The sequence below is a fragment of the Streptomyces sp. RLA012 genome, from assembly GCF_056270325.1.
Window position 1 is genome coordinate 11,063,583 of record NZ_JBWDPA010000002.1, and the last position, 19,705, is coordinate 11,083,287.

General features: G+C 70.9%; 14 protein-coding genes and 1 pseudogene. 3 read left to right on the forward strand and 12 right to left on the reverse strand.

Annotated features, from left to right (window positions below; genetic code table 11):
• Positions 1-27: 27 nt before the first annotated feature.
• From RV986_RS50325 to RV986_RS50360, 8 genes are all read right to left on the reverse strand, one after another.
• On the reverse strand, positions 28-1,611 hold the full coding sequence (locus RV986_RS50325; RefSeq protein WP_475923807.1) for a glycoside hydrolase family 140 protein: 1,584 nt from the start codon (positions 1,609-1,611) through the stop codon (positions 28-30).
• Between the two features lie 7 nt (positions 1,612-1,618).
• Positions 1,619-4,138, reverse strand: coding sequence for a glycoside hydrolase family 3 protein (locus RV986_RS50330; RefSeq protein WP_475923808.1), 2,520 nt, complete (start codon positions 4,136-4,138; stop codon positions 1,619-1,621).
• Positions 4,135-6,327, reverse strand: coding sequence for a beta-galactosidase (locus tag RV986_RS50335; RefSeq protein WP_475923809.1), 2,193 nt, complete (start codon positions 6,325-6,327; stop codon positions 4,135-4,137). Before RV986_RS50335 ends, RV986_RS50330 begins: the two co-directional genes overlap by 4 nt.
• A gap of 88 nt (positions 6,328-6,415) precedes the next feature.
• Positions 6,416-7,903 carry a glycoside hydrolase family 43 protein gene (locus tag RV986_RS50340; protein ID WP_475923810.1) on the reverse strand — a complete coding sequence of 496 codons (1,488 nt, stop codon included), beginning with the start codon at positions 7,901-7,903 and terminating at the stop codon, positions 6,416-6,418.
• Positions 7,900-8,862: an ATP-binding cassette domain-containing protein gene (locus tag RV986_RS50345; RefSeq protein ID WP_475923811.1), complete on the reverse strand. Its 963-nt coding sequence runs from the start codon at positions 8,860-8,862 to the stop codon at positions 7,900-7,902. Before RV986_RS50345 ends, RV986_RS50340 begins: the two co-directional genes overlap by 4 nt.
• Entirely contained in the window at positions 8,859-10,754 is a 1,896-nt protein-coding gene (locus tag RV986_RS50350; RefSeq protein ID WP_475923812.1) for a dipeptide/oligopeptide/nickel ABC transporter permease/ATP-binding protein, read from the reverse strand. The genes RV986_RS50345 and RV986_RS50350 overlap by 4 nt, the downstream gene beginning before the upstream one ends.
• On the reverse strand, positions 10,751-11,692 hold the full coding sequence (locus tag RV986_RS50355; RefSeq protein ID WP_475923813.1) for an ABC transporter permease: 942 nt from the start codon (positions 11,690-11,692) through the stop codon (positions 10,751-10,753). Before RV986_RS50355 ends, RV986_RS50350 begins: the two co-directional genes overlap by 4 nt.
• A gap of 90 nt (positions 11,693-11,782) precedes the next feature.
• The gene (locus RV986_RS50360; protein ID WP_475923814.1) at positions 11,783-13,312 is read right to left on the reverse strand and encodes an ABC transporter substrate-binding protein; all 1,530 of its coding nucleotides are present in this window, start codon (positions 13,310-13,312) and stop codon (positions 11,783-11,785) included.
• A 344-nt stretch (positions 13,313-13,656) separates the two neighbouring features.
• Between RV986_RS50360 and RV986_RS50365 the strand changes: the two are divergent.
• A pseudogene (locus tag RV986_RS50365) lies at positions 13,657-13,815 on the forward strand (pentapeptide repeat-containing protein); the annotation flags it as partial.
• A 41-nt stretch (positions 13,816-13,856) separates the two neighbouring features.
• Here the strand turns inward: RV986_RS50365 and RV986_RS50370 are convergent.
• Positions 13,857-14,852, reverse strand: a complete 996-nt coding sequence (locus RV986_RS50370; protein WP_475923815.1) for a LacI family DNA-binding transcriptional regulator — start codon at positions 14,850-14,852, stop codon at positions 13,857-13,859.
• 194 nt (positions 14,853-15,046) lie between these two features.
• On the opposite strand from RV986_RS50370, the gene RV986_RS50375 reads away from it, so the two are divergent.
• A complete protein-coding gene (locus tag RV986_RS50375; RefSeq protein ID WP_475923816.1) occupies positions 15,047-15,340 on the forward strand; it encodes a hypothetical protein in 294 nt (97 codons plus the stop codon).
• 44 nt (positions 15,341-15,384) lie between these two features.
• Complete coding sequence (locus tag RV986_RS50380) at positions 15,385-15,675, forward strand: hypothetical protein (protein ID WP_475923817.1); 291 nt, start codon at positions 15,385-15,387, stop codon at positions 15,673-15,675.
• A gap of 186 nt (positions 15,676-15,861) precedes the next feature.
• Here RV986_RS50380 and RV986_RS50385 read toward each other — a convergent pair whose 3' ends face one another.
• The 3 genes from RV986_RS50385 to RV986_RS50395 form a co-directional block, all read right to left on the reverse strand.
• Entirely contained in the window at positions 15,862-17,952 is a 2,091-nt protein-coding gene (locus RV986_RS50385; RefSeq protein WP_475923818.1) for an ATP-binding protein, read from the reverse strand.
• The gene (locus tag RV986_RS50390) at positions 17,949-18,725 is read right to left on the reverse strand and encodes a Pvc16 family protein (RefSeq protein ID WP_475923819.1); all 777 of its coding nucleotides are present in this window, start codon (positions 18,723-18,725) and stop codon (positions 17,949-17,951) included. Before RV986_RS50390 ends, RV986_RS50385 begins: the two co-directional genes overlap by 4 nt.
• A gap of 133 nt (positions 18,726-18,858) precedes the next feature.
• Positions 18,859-19,521: a helix-turn-helix transcriptional regulator gene (locus tag RV986_RS50395; RefSeq protein ID WP_475923820.1), complete on the reverse strand. Its 663-nt coding sequence runs from the start codon at positions 19,519-19,521 to the stop codon at positions 18,859-18,861.
• Positions 19,522-19,705: the final 184 nt, after the last annotated feature.

Here is a 19,705-nt window from a genome sequence, read left to right on the forward strand (position 1 = left end):
CCGGGTCATGGCAGATGTACACGGCGATCAACTCCGGTTCGGGTCATGGCAGATGTACACCCGCGGGGCACCGCCCTCGTCGGGCACCGGCTCCCCGGCGGTGGCGCGCACGCCCTCGCGGACGGTCTCGCCGGTCCGGGGGTCGACCACCCGGTAGGGGAGTGGGACGTTCGCCGGATCGGTGACGAACAGCGGGCCGCCCTCCTCCGCGTAGCAGAGGTACAGCACGCCGGGCACGGACAGGCCCCGGGGAGCCAGGGCGGATCGCCAGTCCGGCCGCATGTCCGTCAGCGGAAAGCCGTCGAGGATCCGGGAGATGAGCCCGACATGGCGTGAGCCCTCGAAGTCCAGCGCCTCCCGCCAGCCCGCGTCCTCGGCCAGGAAGAACTCCTCGTGGCCGGGTTCGGCGGCGTGCAGCCGCCACTGCCACAGGCTCGCCGCGCCGTACACCACGCCCATCGTGCCGCCGGCGCAGAGGTTGCTCCAGGCCTCGTGTCCCTGCCACCAGCCCGCGGCCCGGCCGGGGCGGCCGGTGTTCTCATAGGTCGGCTCGCCGTTGGCGACCGCCTTGGCCGGGGTGTTGCGCCACATGTCCGCGACCCGTTCCTGGACGTGTCCGCCCATGTGGCCGGTCTGGCACCACTGGAAGTGCAGCCATGCCTCGCTCTGGTGGGCGCGGTTGTCGGAGTGCGGCCGGTAGTGGATGCCGCAGGGCTGGCCGTAGCCGTCCCAGCGCCCGACCTCCGCACCGCCCGCCGCGATCTGCGGCTCGCTGCCCTCGCCGTCGGCGCCGACCAGATAGACGGCGGGGGCGGCGCCGTAGCGGGCGACCAGATAACGGCAGTAGCGCGCGTACTCCTGCGGCGGGACCACCGGACCGGCCACCCGCAGGCCCTTCCAGCCGAAGCCGTGGAAGAGCGGCTGGAGCACGGGGACGATCCCGTGGTCGCGGAGGATGCCCGTCAGCCGGTCGAGGTACTGGAAGTACGCCGGGTTCAGCCCATTGACGTGCCCGGTGGGCAGGTCCTCGAAGCCGACGTCGAACCCCTCGTCGGCGGTGCGGTCGCGCGGCCCGCGTGCGTCCATGTCGGGCTGGACGCTCATCAGCAGGGCCGCGTTGAAGCCCTTGGCCCGCCGGTCGGCGGCGTACCGGGTGACCTGCTCCTCGGTGGCCCGCCAGGGCAGGGCCCAGGCGGTGTCGCCGACCAGCAGCGCGGGCGTCCCGTCGGCGTGCACCAGGCTGCGTCCGCCGGGCGACATCCGCCAGAAGCCGTGCCGGTGGAAGGCGTTGCCGTCGTCCGCGGCGGGGCGGACGACGAGCGTTCCGCCCTGCCCGGACAGCCCTTCGTCCGCGACGGAACTCCCGCTGCGCCAGGTCCAGCGGCCGTCCGTCTGCGGGGAGGCGAAACGGACCTTCCAGACCCGGCCGCCGTCCCAGAAGGCCGGGCGGCGCAGGACCGTCCCGGACTCATGGGTGAACTCGGCCCATACGTCGACGTCCGTGTAGGGGTTGGCGTGGTCGCGTGCCCCGGTCAGGGTGATCTCGGTCTGCCGCCAGGGCGCGGCCACCGGCTCCGCTTCCCTCTCCGCTTTCGTTCGCGTACCGCTCATGACCGGCTCACCCCCGGCCGACGGCGATGTCGGCGGTGAGCGGCAGGGCTGTCGACGACGGGCCCGCTTCCAGGGTGAAGGTCCCCGGCTCGACCGCCCAGCCGCCCGCCTCGGTGTCCCAGTGCCGGAACGCCCGCGCGTCCACCGTCACCGTCACGACGACCTCCTCGCCGGCCGCCGCCTCGACCGCGGCGAACCCGGCGAGCCAGCGGACCGGGCGCTCAACGGCACCGCCCGAACGGCCGGCGTACACCTGCACGACCTCCTTGCCGTGCCGCGTGCCGCTGTTGCGTATCCGTACTTCTGCCGTGAAGTCGGCGTCGGCCCGCGCCTCGCTGGGGACGTCGATCGAGACGTAGTCCCAGGTGGTGTACCCGAGTCCGTGGCCGAAGCTGTAGCGGGACGGCTGCCATCCGGCACGGCCGTCGCCCCGGTAGCCGATGAACAGCCCCTCGTCGTAGGCGAGGACGCCGTCGACCGGCTCGGTGGCGGGCAGCCCCCGCTCGGACGCGGGCCAGACCGTCGGCAGCCGCCCGCCCGGCTCCGCCACGCCCAGCAGGACATCGGCGAGCGCGTTGCCGAATTCCTGCCCGGGGAACCAGGCGAGCAGCACCGCCGCCGCCTCCTCGGCCCAGGGGAGCAGCACCGGAGCCCCGGAGTTGACCACCACGACGGTACGGGGGTTGGCCTCGGCGACCCGGCGGACGAGTTCGTCCTGCCGGCCGGGCAGGACCAGACTGTCGCGGTCGAAGCCCTCGCTCTCGACCTCTTCGGTGGTGCCGACCACGACCACGGCGACATCGGCCGCGCGGGCGAGGGCCACGGCCCGCTCGATCTCCTCGTCGTCGCTGCCGTGCGGCGGCTGGAGGTTGAGCTGGAACATGGTGACCGCGTCGCCGATGGCGTCGCCCGCGGAGACGGAGACGATGTCGTGGGTGAGGACGACCTCGGTCTCCTCGTTCTCGGCCAAGTCGACGGTATGGAGCCGCTGCGGTGGAGTCATCAGCCCCTCCACCAGGTCCGCGCCCGGCGGGAGTTGGAGGCGTACGTCGAACACCTCGGTCCCCGCGACGGACATCCGGAAGCGTCCGATGCCCGAGCCGCCGATCGCGTACCGGCCGGCGTCGGCCGCGCGGACCACGGTGTGCACCTCCACCCGGGCGACCTGAGCGGTGGGCACACCGGGGCCGTAGGACCCCATCCAGGTGTAAGCGGCTCCGGTGCGGCGCTCGGAGCCGAGCAGGGTTCCGTCCGCGGCGAGGAAGCGCACTTCCACGCCCTCGCCGGAGCCGTCGGGGTGGCGAAGGTAGGACACACCCGCTGCGGGTATGCGGGTCTGCGGGGTGACGCCGACTCCGTGGGTGACCTCGACGTCGTCCCCCAGGGCGGCGCGGATGCCGTCGAGCGGTGAGACGGTGTAGGGCGGGAAGACGGTGGCGCTGCCTCCGCCGAGGGTCCGGGCCACGGCGGCGTTGGGGCCCAGGACGGCGACCCGGCTCAGGGCCGTGCGGTCCAGCGGCAGTACGGCGTCCTCGTTGCGGGCCAGCACGAACCCGGCGGCAGCGGTCTCACGCAGCCGGGCCGCCACCGACGCGGTGTCGTACTTCGGTGGCCGGGCGGTGGCGGGCACATCGCTCAGCGCGCCGACCCGGGCGGCGAGGCGCAGCAGCCGCAGCACCTTGTCGTCCACGAGCGCCTCGTCGACCTTGCCCTCGCGTACGGCGGCGACCAGCGCATCGCCCCACGGGCCGATCGGGCCGGGCATCACCAGGTCGAGCGCGGCGCGCGCGGACTGCTCGGTGGTGCGGGTGGCGAACCAGTCCGACATCACCAGCCCGTCGAAGCCCCAGTCGTCGTGCAGGACCTCGCGCAGCAGCGGGCTCTCGGTCATCGGGTGCCCGTTGACCCCGTTGTAGGCGGCCATGACGGCCCAGACGCGGCCCTCGCCGACGATTCGCTCGAACGGCGTCAGGTACAGCTCCCGCAGGGCTCGTTCGCCGATCCGCGCGTCGACCGTCATCCGCTCGGTCTCCGAGTCGTTGCCGACGAAGTGCTTCACGGTGGCCGCGACGCCGCCGCCCTGGACACCTCGGACGTAGGCGACCCCGATCCGCGCGGTGAGCAGCGGGTCCTCGCTGAAGCACTCGAAGTGCCGTCCGCCGTAGGGAGTGCGGTGCAGGTTCACGGTGGGGGCGAGGAGGACGTCCACGCCCTTGCCGCGCGCCTCGTGGGCGAGCAGTCCGCCCAGCCGCTCGATCAGCGGCTCGTCCCAGGTGGCGGCCAGCGCCGTGGGCGAGGGCACGTTGGCGGAGGGGCTGCGCTCGTCCCACAGTTCGCCGCGGACTCCGGCGGGTCCGTCCGAGACGACCAGCCGGCGCAGGCCTACGGCGGGCTCGGGATGGAGGGACCAGAAGTCCGCGCCGGTCAGCAGCCTCACCTTCTGCTCCAGGGTGAGCGCGCCGAGGCGCCTGGCGAACTCGGCTTCGTCCGCGGACGGGGCGTCGGTGGGGGTGGGCTGCCGGGTCACGGCGTCCTCCTCGAAGAAGAAGTGGGGGCGGTGGGGGAAGGGGGCACCACGGGGGCGTCGCCTGTGCGCTCGATGAGCACCCGGACGTCCCAGGGCCCGAGCGCGAGCGCGCTTTCGGCGGCGAGGTGCGCACCGGTGAACAGGTCGCGGACGTCACCCGGCAGGCGGTAATCGACCGGATCCCAGCCCCAGTTGTGGACGAAGCGCAGGACGGCGCCGTCGGCGGTTGCGGCCGATGTGCAGGTGACGGACGCCGGCCGGTCCTCGCGCCAGGCGTCGGAGGGAAGTGAGACCGCGGCGACCCAGTCCGCGAGGCTGTGCGAGAGCTCGCGGTCCGGGACGGTGCCTACGTACGTCACCCGGCCGCCGCCGTACTCATGGGTGGTGACGGCGGCGAACCGGCCCAGGTGCGGATGCTCGTACCCGGCCAGGACGGTGGCGCCTTCCGGGCCGTCCGGGATCAGGCCGTCGGCCCATGCGGTGGCATGCCCGTGCAGGGCGGGGCCGTTCGACGTCCCGTCCCCCTCGGTGATCGTGACCGGGGCCAGCACATTGGTGAACTCCTGGTAGTGCGCGCCCGCGGCGGGGCGCAGCACTCCGGGCATGACCGTGTGCCGGGCGACGGCCTCCTCGTCGGCGTAGCCGGTGCGGGGCGTGAGGACGAGATGGCCGCCGGCTTCGGCGTACCGGCGCAGCAGATCGAGTGTCGCGTCGTCCGCGATGTACAGCGCCGGGACGATCAGCACCGGCCAGCGGTCCACCAACTCCTCAGGGGTGGGCGGCAGTTGCTCCGGGGAGACGACATCGACGGACAGCCCGGCGTCGAACAGCCCCCGGTAGAAGGCGGCGACGATGCGGTCGTAGGACTGCGGGTCGCCGAACCAGGCAGGGGTGTTCCCCCTGAGCGGCCCCATGAACTCCATGGCCCAGCGGCTGTCGGCGGAGAGCAGCATCGCGACGTCGCTGCGGGGCCGCAGGCCGTCGATCGCCGCGCCGGCCTGCTGGAGCTCCTCGGCGATCACCGAGAGCTCCTGGTAGGTCCGGCCGGGCTCCAGGCTGTGGCCGAGGATGCCGCCCCAGTAGGTCTCGGCGCCGTAGTGCAGGGAGTGCCAGTGCCAGTACTCGATCATCCTGGCGCCGCGCGCGACCATGCTCCACACGGCCTGGCGGGCCTGGCCCCGGTAGAGCGGGAAGTTGTCCGCGGAGCCGCCGATCGAGGTGGCGTTGGTCTCCATGACGAGGAAGGGTTCCTGGCGGATGCCCCGCGCCATGTCGTTCTGGAGGTAGAGCCAGGCGGGTCCTGACCAGGACACGAAGAACGGATACAGTCCGCCGTCCGGCTCGTCGGGACCCGGCAGGGCCAGCCCGTCCTGGGTGGCGTAGTAGATGTTCGCCCCGGCGACGTCGAGGGGCCGGCCGATGGCCGAGATGTCCAGGCCCTGCTGGCCGAGGGCGACGCAGGTGGTGACGAAGTGGTGCTCCGGTACGAGGCCGCGGACCAGCTCGGCGTGCCAGGTGATGTACTCCTGGGTCAGCCGGGACTGGTAGCGGCGCCAGGCGAGGTCGTACGACGGGGTGGAGTTGCCGTCGGGGGTCCACAGGTCCGCCCAGTCCTGCAACCGGTGGGACCAGTAGGTGAGCCCCCAGCGGCGGTTGAGCGTCTCGACGTCGCCGTAGCGTTCGCGGAGGTGGTCGAGGAAGCCCTGGAACACCGAGTCGTTGTGGAAGAGCCGCAGGCCGGGCTCATTGTCGACCTGCCAGCCGATGACTGCCGGGTGGTCGGCGTAGCGCCCCACAATCTTGCGGACGAGCCGCTCGGCGAGATGCCGGAAGGCGGGGTGCGAGTAGTCCGCGTCCTGCCGCATGCCGTACGGGATGGTCTCCCCGGTGCGGGAACGGGCTGCCGTCTCCGGGTACTTGCGGCGCAGCCACGGCGGGACGGCGTAGGTCGGGGTGCCCACGATCGCCTTGATGCCGCGGTCGTGGGCGGCGTCGAGCACCGGTTGCAGCCAGTCGAGGTCGAACTGGCCCTCGCGGGGTTCCCAGGTCGACCAGACCGACTCGCCGACCCGGATGACGTTGAAGCCGGCCTCGGCCATCAGATCGAGGTCCTGTGTCAGCCGCTCGTAGGGCTGGTACTCGGTGTAGTAGGCGGCTCCGAAGAGCATGCGCGGGGAGGATGTGCCCATGCGGTACTGGTGGCTTTCTGTCAGTTCGGTGTGCCGGCAAGCGGCGATATCGGTGGGGCGTCTCGGACGGGCTGTGCGGGGTGGGTGGCTAGTCCTCGCCCCGGTAGCTGAACCGGTCGAAGGCGACGGATCCTTCAGCGGCGTACATGCCGACGACGCGGCCCGTGAAGGACGCCGCGGTCTCGGCGGAGACATAGCGGCCGTCGAGCACCGCGAGCTCGACCGGTCCGGTGCCGGAGTCGGCGGACAGGTGGACCAGGTCCGGGCCGAGGGCGTCGAGGCCCATGCCGCTGACCGGCTCGGTCTCGATCCGTACGGTCACCGGCCCCGGGGGAAGCGGCTGCTCCCAGGTCTGGCAGAGCCCGCCCACCCGGGCGCGGGCACGGGCGATGCCGGCCCCCACCTCGATGTCGTAGTGGTGGCGTTCGTCGATCCGCAGGCTCAGCCCGCCGACTCCGCCGGCGCTGTCCACCCGGACCGAGAAGACGGCCGACTGGTGCTGCTGGCGGCGGCCGACGAACCGTGGGCGCGGGTCGTCCATGGTGGAGCCGTCGGCATGCACGACGAGGTGGCCCGGGCGCTCGGTGAGCGAGGACCACTCGGCGGCCGGCGTCCGTATCGAGATCCATTCCAGACCGAGTTCCGTGCCGGTGAAGTCGTCGTGGCGGACGACCGGTCCGGTGGGCGCTGTCAGCTCGACCGGCTGTACCACCGGCCAGCCGTCGACCCATTCCAGCGCGGTGCTGAACGTCTCCCGGCCCATGGGGGAGAAAGCCCTGGTCAGACCGCCGGGCCGCATACCCAGCAGGAACAGCGCCCAGCCTCCGTCGGGGGTACGTACCAGGTCGGCGTGGCCGGTGTTCTGGACCGGGCGGGCGGTGCTGCGGGCGCTGAGCACCGGATTGGCCGGGCAACCCTCGAAGGGGCCGTCAGGACGGGTGCCACGGGCGATGCTCACGGCATGCCCGCGCTCGGTGCCGCCCTCGGCGATCAGGAGGTACCAGGTGCCGTCGATCTCGTACAGGTGCGGAGCCTCGGGGAACATCAGTCCGGTACCCGACCACAGCGACCGGGGTTCTTCGAGGGCCTGGCCGGTCTCCAGATTCATACGGACCTGCTGGATGCCCAGATGCCGGCCGGCGCGGTCACCGTCGAGCTGCAGACCCGAATAGGTGACGAAACAGGTGCCGTCGGAGTCCCAGGCGAGGTCCGGGTCGATACCGGGCACCCCCTGCATGACGATGCCGTCGGACCAGGGCCCCTCGGCCCGGTCGGCGGTGAAGATCAGGCTGCCACGCCCCATCGCGTCGGTGACGACCAGCCAGAAGCGGCCGTCGTGGTACCTGATGGTGGGCGCCCAGGCACCGCCGAGTGTGGGGACCTTCTCCAGCGCGAGCTGCCCCGGGCGGGTCACCACGTTGCCGATCTGCTCCCAGTGCACCAGGTCGCGGCTGTGGAACAGCGGCAGGCCGGGAAGGTACTCGAAGCTCGAACAGGCGAGGTAGTAGTCGTCGCCGACGCGGGTGATGCTGGGGTCCGGGTGGAAGCCGGAGACGGTGGGGTTGCGCAGGGTCATGCCAGGTCTCCCGTCGTGGAAGCGTTGGTGGAAGCGCTTGTGGAAGCGCTTGTGGAAGCGTTTGGGGAGGCGTTCGTGGAAACATTTGTGGAGACGTCGGCTGCCGTGGCCGCTGCCAGGCGCCGCCGCTCGGCCCGGCGCTCCGCCTGCCGCGCCGGGTCCGGCACGGGCGCGGCGAGCAGCAGCCGCTGGGTGTAGGGGTGCTCGGGTGCGGTGGTGAGGGTCGCCGCGTCCCCGGTTTCGATGATCTCCCCGCCGTACATGACCGCAACCCGGTGGCTGATGTGCCGGACCACCGACAGGTCGTGCGTGACGAAGAGATAGGCGACGCCGGTGCGCTCCTGGATCTCGACGAACAGGTCCAGCACCCGGGCCTGGGTCGACAGGTCCAGTGCGCTGACCGGCTCGTCACAGACGATGACCCGCGGGTCCCGGGACAACGCCCGGGCGATGGCGATGCGCTGCCGCTGGCCGCCGGAGAACTCCCGTGGCAGCCGCTCCCCGGCGTCGGCGGGCAACCGGACCTGGTCGAGCAGGTCCTTCACCCGCTTCTCGGCTTCCGCCCGAGAGGTTCCCGCGACTCTCAGCGGCTCGCTGAGGATGTCGTTCACCGTCATCGCCGGATTGAGCGAGGTGTACGGGTCCTGGAACACCACCTGGATGTCGTCGCTGAGCGCCCGGCGCTCCCTTCTGCCCAGGCCCGAGATGACCTTGCCGCGGTAGCGGACGGTGCCGGAGGTGACCGGGGCCAGTCCGAGGACGGCCCGGCCCAGGGTGGTCTTGCCCGATCCCGACTCACCGACCAGGCCGAGGGTCTCGCCCGCTCTGATGGTGATCGACACCCCCTTCAGCACCCGGAACGGTGGCTTGCGCCAGCCTTTCGACGGGTACTCCACGACCACCTCGTCGGCGACCAGCAGGGGCTCCGCCGGGAGATCCTTGTCCAGTGTCCCGGTCATGCCGGACCCTCCTGACGTGCGGTGCTCATGATCCCTGCGATGTCCGTGGTCCCCGCGATGTCCGTGGTCCCTGCGGCGCCCGTCGGCGCGGTGCGGCTGAGCGCGGACCGCGGTTCGGCGTCCTCCAGCGTGGACGCCAGGAGCATGCGGGTGTACGGGTGCTGCGGATCGGCGAACAACTGCCGTGCGGGTGCGGACTCCACCACGGTGCCGGTCTGCATCACCGTCACGCGGTCGCAGATGTCGGCCACCACACCGAAGTCGTGGGTCACCAGGATCACGCCCATGTTCCGCTCGCGCTGAAGGGACCGCATCAGGTCGAGTACCTCTGCCTGCACGGTCACGTCGAGCGCCGTGGTCGGCTCGTCGGCGATCAGCAGGTCCGGTTCGCAGGACACCGCGCCGGCGATGAGGACGCGCTGCGCCATACCGCCGGAGATCTGGTGCGGATAGGAGTCGAAGACCCGTTCCGGGTCGGCGATGCCGACCCGTTCCAGCAGGCCGAGAGTCTTCGCCTGCGCCTCGGCCGCCGACAGTCCGAGGTGCCGGCGCACCGGCTCGACCAGCTGGGCGCCGATACGGAAGGAGGGGTCGAGGTTGGACATCGGCTCCTGCGGCACATAGGCGATCCGGCGGCCGCGGTACCGGTTCATCTCCGCGCGGCCGAGCCGTCCCAGCTCCTTGCCGTCGAACACCAGCCGGCCGGTGGAGACCTGGGCCTCCCGGGGCAGGAGGCCGAGGACGGCGAAGGCGGTCTGGCTCTTGCCCGAGCCCGATTCCCCCACGAGTCCGAGGACTTCGCCCCGGCGCACGGTCAGGGAGACCCCGTCGACGACGGTCTTCTCTCCCTCGGCCGTCGGATAGGAGACCGTCAGGCCTTCGAGGACGAGCAGGGCGTCGTCCACCTCCCCCGCCTCGGACGTTGTGCTCATGCCTGAGGTTTCGGAGGTGACGGGCGCCTTCTTCTCCGCGACCCGCTTGCGGGCCGCGGCGGCGCGCGGCCTCCGCCCGTTCGCCGCGCTTGCGTCCAGCGCGTCCCGCAGGGCGTTGCCCAGCAGGCCGAACGCGGCGACGGTCGTCGCGAGCGCCACTCCGGGCCAGACCATCAGGACCGGCTTGGTGTAGATGTTGGCGAAGGCGTCATTGAGCATGGAGCCCCAGCTCGCCTGGGTCGCCGAGCCCAGGCCGAGGAACTCGAGGCCGGACTGGATGACGATGCCGAGACCGAGCATCTGGGCGGCCTGGATGATGGTCGGCGCCTGCACGACGGGCAGGATGTGCCGGCGAATGATCCGGGGGTCTGCCAGGCCGGACACCCGCGCCGCGTCCACGTACAGCTCTTCGCGTACGGAGATCACCGAGGCGCGGATCAGCCGGAAGACGCCTGGCGACATCAGCACGCCGAAGACCGCCATGGCGATGTACGTGTTCTGCCCCACCGCGGACATCACCACCAGCAACACGATGATCGCCGGTACGGCCATCAGCAGGTTGGCCAGCCAACTGCTGACGGCGTCGAACCACTTGCGGTAGTAGCCGGCCACCAGACCGGCGGGAACGCCGATCGCCAGGGCGACGACCACCGCGAGCAGGGCTCCCAGCAGGCTTGTGCGCCCGCCGTAGAGCAGTCGGGACAGGACGTCGCGGCCGACGCCGTCACCGCCCAGGGGATGTTTTCCACTCATCGGGGCGAGGCTGTCGGTCAGCGAGGAGTGGGACGGGTCCTGGCTGGTCAGGAGCGGTGCGAACAGGCTCGCCAGAGAGATGAGTGCGAGGATCACCAGACAGGTCACGGCCACCGGACTGCGCAGGAGCCGGCGCAGGAGTCCCGCGCGCCCCGGTGCGGCGACGGCCACGGTGTCCGCCGTTTCTTCGGACTGGGGAAGGATCATCCGACACGCACCTTCGGGTTGAGCCATCCGTACGCGAGGTCCATCACGATGTTGACCACCACGACGATGGCGACCATGACCACGACGACGCCCATGACCACCGGCGTGTCGCCCTGGGATCCGGCGCCTGTCGCCTGGCTTCCGATCCCGTTCAGGCCGAAGACCTTCTCGACGACCACCGCGCCGCCGACCAGGCCGATGAACTGCAGGGCCAGCACGGTCAGAGCGGCCGGGGCCGCGTTGCGCAGCGCATGCCGGAACAGCAGGCTCCGCTCGCTGATGCCACGGCTGCGGAGGGTACGTATGTAGTCCGCGCGCAGTACGTCGACCATGGAGCCACGCACCTGCTGGGCAGTGGCGGCGATCGCTCCGACGGCGAGCGAGAGCGCCGGGAGGGTGATCGACCGGAGCCAGCCGCCCGCCGAGTCCGCCAGCGGAACATAACCGGTCGCGGGCAGCCAGCCCAGGTCGACGCCGATCACCACGGCGAACACCAGGGCGACCAGGAAGCTGGGCACGGCGAAGCCGAGGACGGCGAGCAGCTGCACCAGCTGGTCCAGGGGACCCCGGCGGACCGCGGCGGCCACTCCCAGCACCGTGCTCAGTACCGCTGACAGCAGCAGCGCTCCCAGCACGATCGACAGTGTGACCGGCAGCCGGTCGGCGAGTGAACTCGTCACGGACTCACCGCTGAACCACGAGCTGCCGAGGTTGCCGTGCACCGCGTCCGCGAGCCAGTGCCCGTAGCGGACCGCCATGGGCTGGTCGAGTCCGAGTTCGGCGGACTTGGCGGCCACCTGCTGCTGGGTGGCGGTCTGCCCCACGATCTGGCGCACCGGATCGGAACCGGTGAGGCCCATCAGGGCGAAGGTCGTGGTCGCGATCACCAGGACCAGGACCAGCCCGGCGGCGATGCGCCGGACCAAGAAAACGATCATTAGTCTCTCCACCTTGCCTCTCCCTGACCGCTGTTCACAGGCGGCCGGGCGGGCGCGATGCCACCGCTCCCGCCCGGCCGGCTGCCCAGGTCAGCCAGCGGGCTTGAAGTTGTAGATCGGCGGAACGGCGGCGAACACCTGCGGGGTGAAAGTGACGCTCTTGGTCGTCGCGTAGGTGTTCTCCACGGAGTCCCAGGGCGCGTTCCACGCCTGGTCGACGAGGTAGGTGTTGAGCTCCTTGAACAGCGCGTCCTGGGCGGCGCCGGTCGCCGACCGGGCCTTGGCGATGAGGTCGGTGACCTTGGGGTCCTCGGTGTGCAGCGGATTCCACAGAGCGCCCTTGTCCACCTCGATCTGGATGGTGTCCCAGGGGCGGAAGGAGGCCAGGGTCATGTAGGACAGGGGGTACTTGCCCGCGAGGAGGGCGCTGATGAACTGGGTGACCGGGATCTTGTCGACCTTGACCTTGATCCCGACGTCCTCGAGCTGCTGGACCATGGCCGCCTGCTGGTCCGGGAAGACCGCCGAGACATCCGGGACGGTGACCGAGAAGCCGTGCGGATAGCCCGCCTGGGCCAGCAGCTGCTTGGCCTTCGCCGGGTCGTAGGAGTACGTGGAGTTCAGCGAGCTGTCGAAGGCCGAGCTCGACGGGTTGAAGATCTGGGTCGTCGCCTGACCCAGTCCCTGCTTCGCCGTCTTGACGATCGTGGAACGGTCGAAGGCGTAGTTCAGGGCCTGGCGGACCCGGACGTCGCCGAGCGCCTTGACGATCTTTCCTTCGCGGTCCCAGATGTACACGCCCTCGACGTCACCGGAGGTGTACTTGGTGACGTTGAGCCCGCTGCTCTTGGCCGGTGCGAGGTTCTTGGCGCTGGCCAGCAGCGCACCGTTGATCTGCCCCGAGCGCAGCGCGTTGAGCACGGCGGTCGGGTCGGTCAGCGGCTTGAGGACGATCTTGTCGAAGGGGAAGGCAGCCTTGTTCCAGTAGCCCTGATTGCGTACGAAGGTGTACGTACTGCCCGCCGTGGTGGCGGACTTGTCCAGGGTGTAGGGGCCGGAACCCACCGGGGTGGTCTTGATCGTCCCCGCGGTGATGGCCTTGGGACTGGCCATCATTCCGGCCACGTTGCCGAGGTTCGGCACCAACGAGGGGTCGGGGGCCGAGAGTTTGACCGCGACCGTGGTGGCGTCGACCACGTCGACGCCGCTGATGCCCTTGAGCTGGCCCGCCGCCTCGCTGGTGCCTTCCTTGGTGTGCAGCAGATTGGCCTTGACCGCCGCCGCGTCCAAGGCGGTGCCGTCGGTGAACTTGACGCCGGTGCGCAAGGTCAGCGTGAGCACCGTACGGGCCGCGTCGTACGACCACTTGGTCGCCAGGTTGGGCTTGACCTCGGCCGTCGGGGACAACCGGAGCAGCGAATCGTATACGGGCTGGTAGTACTGCGCGTTGTTGCCGAGTCCGGCGTCGGCCAGGTCCCACGGCTGCGCCGCGACCAGGGGGGCCAGGGTGAGGGTGCCGCCGGTGGCCGCCTTCCCCGAACCGGAACCTGAGCCCGAGCCGCACGCGGCCGCGGACAACATCAGGGCAGCCGATACGGCCGTCAGCGCGATTCTTCGCATGGGTACTCCGCTGGTGAGTGGATGACCGGGCGGCGTCGGGCATCGAGCCGCCCTCAAGGGCCTCGGAGGTAGTGGGAAACCAGGTCCTGACGCGGCCTGGACCGTTCTTGGCGGTCAGCCGTTCCTGGCGCAAAGGGGTTTGTCTCCACCGTTTTCGGTGGGCTAGAACCAGCCACTGATACGTACAAGTGAAACGTATGCGTAACGTAGCCCCGCCCTTGGCGGGCCACAAGACCCTTGCATCAGCATTTTCCGGAGAGCCGGAACCCGGAGGAGTGGCGTGATGGCACGCCGGGAGCTGACCTCCCCCGGAATCTGCCCGGAGACGTCCTGGTCAGGCCGACTTGCGTCAGGCCGACTTGCGTCAGGCCGACTTGCGTCAGGCCGACTTGCGTCAGGCCGACTTGCGTCAGGCCGACTTGCGTCAGGCCGACTTGCGTCAGGCCGACTTGCGTCAGGCCGACTTGCGTCAGGCCGACTTGCGTCAGGCCGACTTGCGTCAGGTCGACTTGCGTCTGGCCGATTCGCGTCAGGCGGACTCGCGTCAGGCGGACTCGCGTACGACCAGGCTCAGCGGAGTTACCTGGGGCGGCGTCGGCAGCGATCGGCCGGTCACGCCATTGATGATCATCCGGGCTGCGCGGCCCACGGTGACATCGAGGTTGTTGTCGATCGTGGTCAACGGCGGTACCGCGAAAGGCGCCAGCTTGTCGTTGTCGACGCCGATCACGGCCAGGTCGTCGGGGGCGGCGAGACCCACCCTGCGCATACCCGCGAGGAGGGCGAAAGCCGTCTCGTCGTTGTAGGCGCACACCCCCGTGACGGCGGGGACGGCCGAGTGCCACTGCTCGGCCGCGGCGGCAGCCGCCGAGATGTCCAGGGGCACCTCCAGCAGGACGGGCGGCTCAAGACCGCGTTCCGCGCAGGCGGCGCGGGCGCCTTCGAGGCGCAGGGTCAGGAAATCCCGGAGCCGGGGATCCCCGGGAGCGGCGTAGCCGATGCGTACGTGTCCGGTCGCCACCAGCCGCTCGACCTGCATCGTGCCGATGAGGGTCTGGGGAATGGTCAGCACGCCCGGTGCGGCGGTCGGGCCCATCCCGGCGCTGACCACGTGGATGCCGGCCGCCCGCATGCTGGCCACGTCCTCGGCGGAGACGTCGAAGGTCGTCATCACGGCCGCCGGCATGAGTTCCCGCCACAGTGACTTGAGCGGGGAGTGCCGCTCGCGCCGTGTGACGAGGTTCAGGCCGTGGCGCTCCAGTTCATCGCCGAGCAACTCGACCAGGGCTGTCAGAGTGCCGCCGACAGGAACATCCGGCAGGAACATCAGCACCAGATCACTGCGGCCCAGGCGTAGCGCGCGTGCGGCGGCCGACGGTTCGTAGCCCAGTTTCGCCACCGCGTCCAGCACTTTGCGCCGGGTCTGCTCGGAGATCTTCTGGTGCGACACGTCATTCAGTACATAGCTGACCGTGGTCTGTGAAACTCCTGCTTCCTTGGCGACGTCGGTCGCCGTCACGCGGCCGGTCCTGCGCGCCATGGGAGCCTCCTGGGAAACATCATTGGACAAGCGGGTACAGCGTGCTCGGCTCAACAGCGAGCGTCACTGAATCGTAACAGTGGGGATGAGGGGTGTCCCAAGACTCCGGACACCCCGTCGCATGAAAACCAGGCCGTGCGTCCTACTGTCTCGCGTCGGTGTGTGCCGTCGCCTCTGTCCGGCGGGCGGTGCTGGTGCTCAGTGCCGATTCGCCCGGCCGCCGCGAGCTCGTGTCCCGGCTGATCGCCGACCGCCTCTGGCAGGCATACCTGCGGCGCTTCGGTATCGAGCACACCCTTCCGCCCGGGCGAACAGCCCTCGGCTGGACCTCGCCGAAGATCCGCACCCCCGAGGCGGCCGACCGATGGACGTGGCTGACCCTCGCCGCGTGCACACAATGCTGTCTCGCCCGCCTGCTCGCAGCCGGCCCGCGTCGCCCCCGGGGAGAAACCAAGTTCCTTGGAGCAGTGTGGCGGCGCGGTCGCTGACGTGCGCCGTAACCGACTACGGCTTGAGGCGGGCGCAGGGGCTGGTGCCGAAGAGAGGAGGTGTCGACGCGCGAAAGCTGGTCGAGGTGCTGGAGACGGCGGTGGCCGGTGGCACCTCCCAGTTGTTCCTCCTGCACGACCATCTCGACGCCGCGGGGACCATCCGCGCGCGGGCCGACTCCATTGAGGCGTCGGCCCGCAAAGACCTCGCGGCCGCGCAGGAACTCGGCCGGGACACCGGCGTGGCAACCCCGCTCGCCGATGTCGTGCTGCCGGGCATGGGCGCTGTGCTGGAAGGCGACTACGACAGCGGACTCACGGCGAGGAGCGTGTAGTGGCAGGGAGAAGCGGCAGGGAGAAGTGGCAGGCCATCACCGGCGCGGCCCGCGGCGCCCCGCTTTCTGTGTCCGTGGGGTTCTGTGGCTGTGGCTGTGGCTGTGGTCAGGGGGCTGAGGACGAGGTCGTCGGCGGTCTCGGTCCGGCCGTCGGCCAAAGGGGCGTCGGGGCAGCCGGGCGAGGGGTTACCAGGTTCCTTCGCCCGGCACCAGCCGCCCCGCCTTGCGGTACTCGCGCCGCGCGCCCTCCAGGAGGTCGGCCGTGGTGACCGGCGCGTCGCGACCGGCAGCGCTGTAGGCGGCCGTGACGACGGCGCTGCGGATCGAACCACCGGCCAGCTCGAAGTCGCGGGCGACGGTGTGCGGGTCGGTGTCGTCGGCGCGCGGCACATGGGTCAGGGCGTGCTGCCACAGCGCCAGTCGCTGATCGGCGTCCGGGAACGGGAAGTCGATCACGAGGTCGAGACGGCGGGTGAACGCCTCGTCGATGTTGGCACGCAGATTGGTCGTGAGCAGCGCGATGCCGTCGAAGGATTCGAGCCGCTGCAGCAGATAGGAACTCTCCATGTTGGCGTACCGGTCGTGCGAGTCCTTCACCTCGGACCGCTTGCCGAACACGGAGTCCGCCTCGTCGAAGAGGAGTACCGCGTCGGTGCGGTCCGCCTCGGTGAAGATGCGTTCCAGGTTCTTTTCCGTCTCGCCGACGTACTTGTCGACGATCGAGGAGAGCTGTACGACGTAGAGGTCGAGGCCGAGTTCGGCGGCCACGACCTCGGCGGACAGCGTCTTGCCGGTGCCGGAGTCGCCCGCGAAGAGACCGAGGACGCCCCGGCCGCGGCCGCCGCCCGCGCTCAGCCGCCAGTCGCCGAGCACCCGGTCGCGATGGCGGGCGCGCAGGGCCAGTTCGTGCAGCTGCACGAGCGGTTTGTCGGGCAGGACGAGATCCTCCCAGCCGACGTCGGGACGGATCCGGCGGGCGTGCCGCTCCAGCCCGGACGCGGACTGCTGCCGGGCGGCCAGCCGCAGATGGGCGGGGGTCAGCGCGGTGCCGTCGAACGCGGCGAGGTGCCGTGCGGCGCGGGCGGCGCGCAGGACGCGGTCCCCGCCGAGACGGTACGGCGCGACGACAGGGGTGAGATCGAAGTCGGGCGCGGGTTCCCGTACGACTGCCGCGGCTGCGGAGAACCCGGTGTCGGTGGAGGGTTCGCTGTCGCTGCCGAGTGCCGCCCGCCACGTGTCCACCGCGCCCGAGCGCAGCCGGGGCACGTCGAGGACGAGGGGGTCACGATGGTCGTACCAGTGCGGATCGTACGGGCGGGAATCGGTGAACAGGACGGACACGTCGTCCGCCGCCAGCGCCCGCATCAGCGGGGCGGGGTCCTCCGGCAGCGGTGACACGACGATCGCACAGTCGCGCAGCCGTGCCTCGCGGAGCAGTTCGGCGATCGGTTCCTGCGCGGCCGTACCGCCCGGGTTGAAGTGGAGCGCCTCCTGCCCTGATCCGCGCAGGGCGGCCGCGGCGCAGGCCAGGCCGTCGCCCGCGCGCTGTTCGCGCAGATACGCGGTGAGCGGGGCGTCGGTCAGCCGGTCGGCGAGCCTGCGCAGGAAGACCTCGTCGTACTCCTCGCCCCGGACCGGCGCCCGGAGCCGGCGGACATGGCCGGTCAGTGCGGCGTCCCAGGTGTCGTCGCCGAGAAGGTGGGCGATCAGCCGGTCGGGTACGCGCAACGACCGGCTGAGGAAGGGGCGTTCGGGTTCCTCGACCACGACCAGGCCCAGGGCGGGCAGCGGAGCCGAGGGATGGAAGCGGGCCCGTGCCTCGGCATGGTGCGCCGGAAGTCCGGACAGGTCGAGGGCGAGCCCGGTGGTGGCCCGGCGGCGGCTGACGTCGTCGTTGAGGTAGCCGTACAGGGGCTCGAAGGTGCGGTCGAGGTCCGGTGCGAGGGCGATGAGCAGGATACGGACGTCCAGTTCGGAGAGCCCGAGCCGCCCGGCGAGCAGGTCGAGGCGGTCGCCCCGCTGGTCCAGCCGGTCGCCGCCTCGCTCCGGGGCCGCCCATTCCCCGGGCTCGGGGTCCCGCCCGGCCGGTTCCAGGACATGCCGTACCGCTTCCTCGGACAGATACAGGCCACGCAACGGATCGGCCGCGGTGGGATCGGTCGCGCCGCGGTGCTCGACCAGCAGGGCGACTCGGTCGCGCAGCCGGGACAGCCGGGGCAGGAGCGAGTCGGCCGGGCCCCCGGAGAGGGCGGCCGACGCCGGGACGTGCGAGGTCACTTGGAGTGCTTCTCCCCGTTTCGACGACCCGCGGCCGAACGCCCCATGGCCGAACTCCCCATGGCCGAACGACCCTCGGTCGAACCGCCCGCGCCCGGCGCGTCCGCCGCGGGCAGGTCCGTGCCCGGCGCGGTGTCGGTCGCCGTGGACGCCAAGTGCCGTGCCTGGTGCCGCCGTTCGGGCGAGCCCTCCAGCGTGCCGTCCATTCCCCGTACGCGTACGCCCGCGCCCTCCGTGACCGGCGGCCCGGCGTCGTACTCCGGGTACGCCGGGAACGGGGCGGTCACCACCAGGTCCAGCGACGGCTTCATCTCGCCGCCGAGCGCGGACCAGATCTCGGCGAGGGACCGCGACTCGCTGTGCAGCCCCGCCACCGTGAGCGGCACGGACAGGCCCAGCTCACCCAGGGCGCCCGGGAGTTGGTCGGGCGGCAGGATCTCGTGGGGGAGCAGGGTGGCCAGCACCGCGGACAGCAGTCGGTGTTCGTCCAGCGGCTGTTTGGTCCAGGCCGTGACCAGGTAGGAAAGGCGGAACCACCGGGGCGGCTGGCGGCGGCGCAGCACGATCCCGCGTTCGTCGCGGACGGCCATGGCACCGCGCTCCCGGCGCCGCACGTCCTCGCGGATGTCGTACAGGTAGGTGTTGATGGCGGGCGCGTTACGCCGGGCCGCCCACTCGCGGGTCGGTGCCTCGAAGGCGATCTCGATGCCGGAACCGGCCATCGCACCGCTCTTGAGCAGCCCTTTGAGGACCTCGTCCACCTCGTGAATCACCGTCGTGCTCCCACCGTGCCGTGACGTCTTGCCGGGTCCCCACCGCGTAGTGGCCGTGTACCCGATGTGTACCCGTCTGCTGTGAACCGCCCGGTGTCCCGCTCGGCAGGCCCCGTGCGGAGGACCGTCGGACTCAGATGTAGCCTTCCCGGAGGGCATAGGCCACGGCGTGCGCACGGTTGCGCAGGTGGAGCCGGGTGGTCAGTCCGTGCATGACGTTCTTGACGGTACGTTCGGAGTAGGAGAGCTTGCTCGCTATCTCCCCGGTGTCCAGTCCCTCGGCGACGAGCCTCAGGACATCGATCTCGCGCGGTACCAGGCCGGAGAGCGGAGCCCCGGTATGGCCGGTCGCGGTGCGCTGCAGCGAACCCACCTGAGCGATGAGGCGTCCCAGCAGATCGGCGGGCAGGTCACCGTCGCCGCGCGAGGCCGCGAGCACGGCCTGCACCAGCCGGTGCGCACTGGCCTCGTGGCGCCAGACGATGGCTCCGACACCGCACTCGATGACATCGAGGAGCTCGGCCTCGCGGATCACGCCCACCACGAGAACGGCGCGCGCGCCGTCGCTGCGCACCAGCCGGCGCAGCCGGGACAACGTGGTCTCGTCGGGCGTCTCGTTGACCAGGACGGCCACCGTGCCGGGCCCGGCCTCCGCGCTGTCGAGGAGGTCGATCACCGGGTGCTGCCCCAACTGGCTGCGCACTCCCGCCCGGGAGATCGGATCGGGCGCCTGGACCACTACCGGTATGCGATTTCCGGAATCCGCCGCGCCACTGTCGGCGGGTCGCTGTGACACGTCTGCGTCAGTGGTCCGTAATGAACTGCGCAACCGTCTCTCCCAAATCACGTACTGGTCGCCCCTGTGTCGCCTGTGGCCGAAGGGCTTGTCCCAGACTTCTGTGCCTGGTGTGCCCCACGCAATCGTGGAGGACCACGAGACGTACCACGAGATGGATCATGAGACGTCCACGACAGGAGGC

Bases quoted from the DNA above. Each gene is read 5' to 3' on its own strand.
- RV986_RS50370 (WP_475923815.1), bottom strand. From the start codon at position 14,852: ATGGCGCGCAGGACCGGCCGCGTGACGGCGACCGACGTCGCCAAGGAA.
- RV986_RS50340 (WP_475923810.1), bottom strand. From the start codon at position 7,903: ATGACCCTGCGCAACCCCACCGTCTCCGGCTTCCACCCGGACCCCAGC.
- RV986_RS50350 (WP_475923812.1), bottom strand. From the start codon at position 10,754: ATGATCCTTCCCCAGTCCGAAGAAACGGCGGACACCGTGGCCGTCGCC.
- RV986_RS50360 (WP_475923814.1), bottom strand. From the start codon at position 13,312: ATGCGAAGAATCGCGCTGACGGCCGTATCGGCTGCCCTGATGTTGTCC.
- RV986_RS50355 (WP_475923813.1), bottom strand. From the start codon at position 11,692: ATGATCGTTTTCTTGGTCCGGCGCATCGCCGCCGGGCTGGTCCTGGTC.
- RV986_RS50345 (WP_475923811.1), bottom strand. From the start codon at position 8,862: ATGACCGGGACACTGGACAAGGATCTCCCGGCGGAGCCCCTGCTGGTC.
- RV986_RS50335 (WP_475923809.1), bottom strand. From the start codon at position 6,327: ATGGGCACATCCTCCCCGCGCATGCTCTTCGGAGCCGCCTACTACACC.
- RV986_RS50325 (WP_475923807.1), bottom strand. From the start codon at position 1,611: ATGAGCGGTACGCGAACGAAAGCGGAGAGGGAAGCGGAGCCGGTGGCC.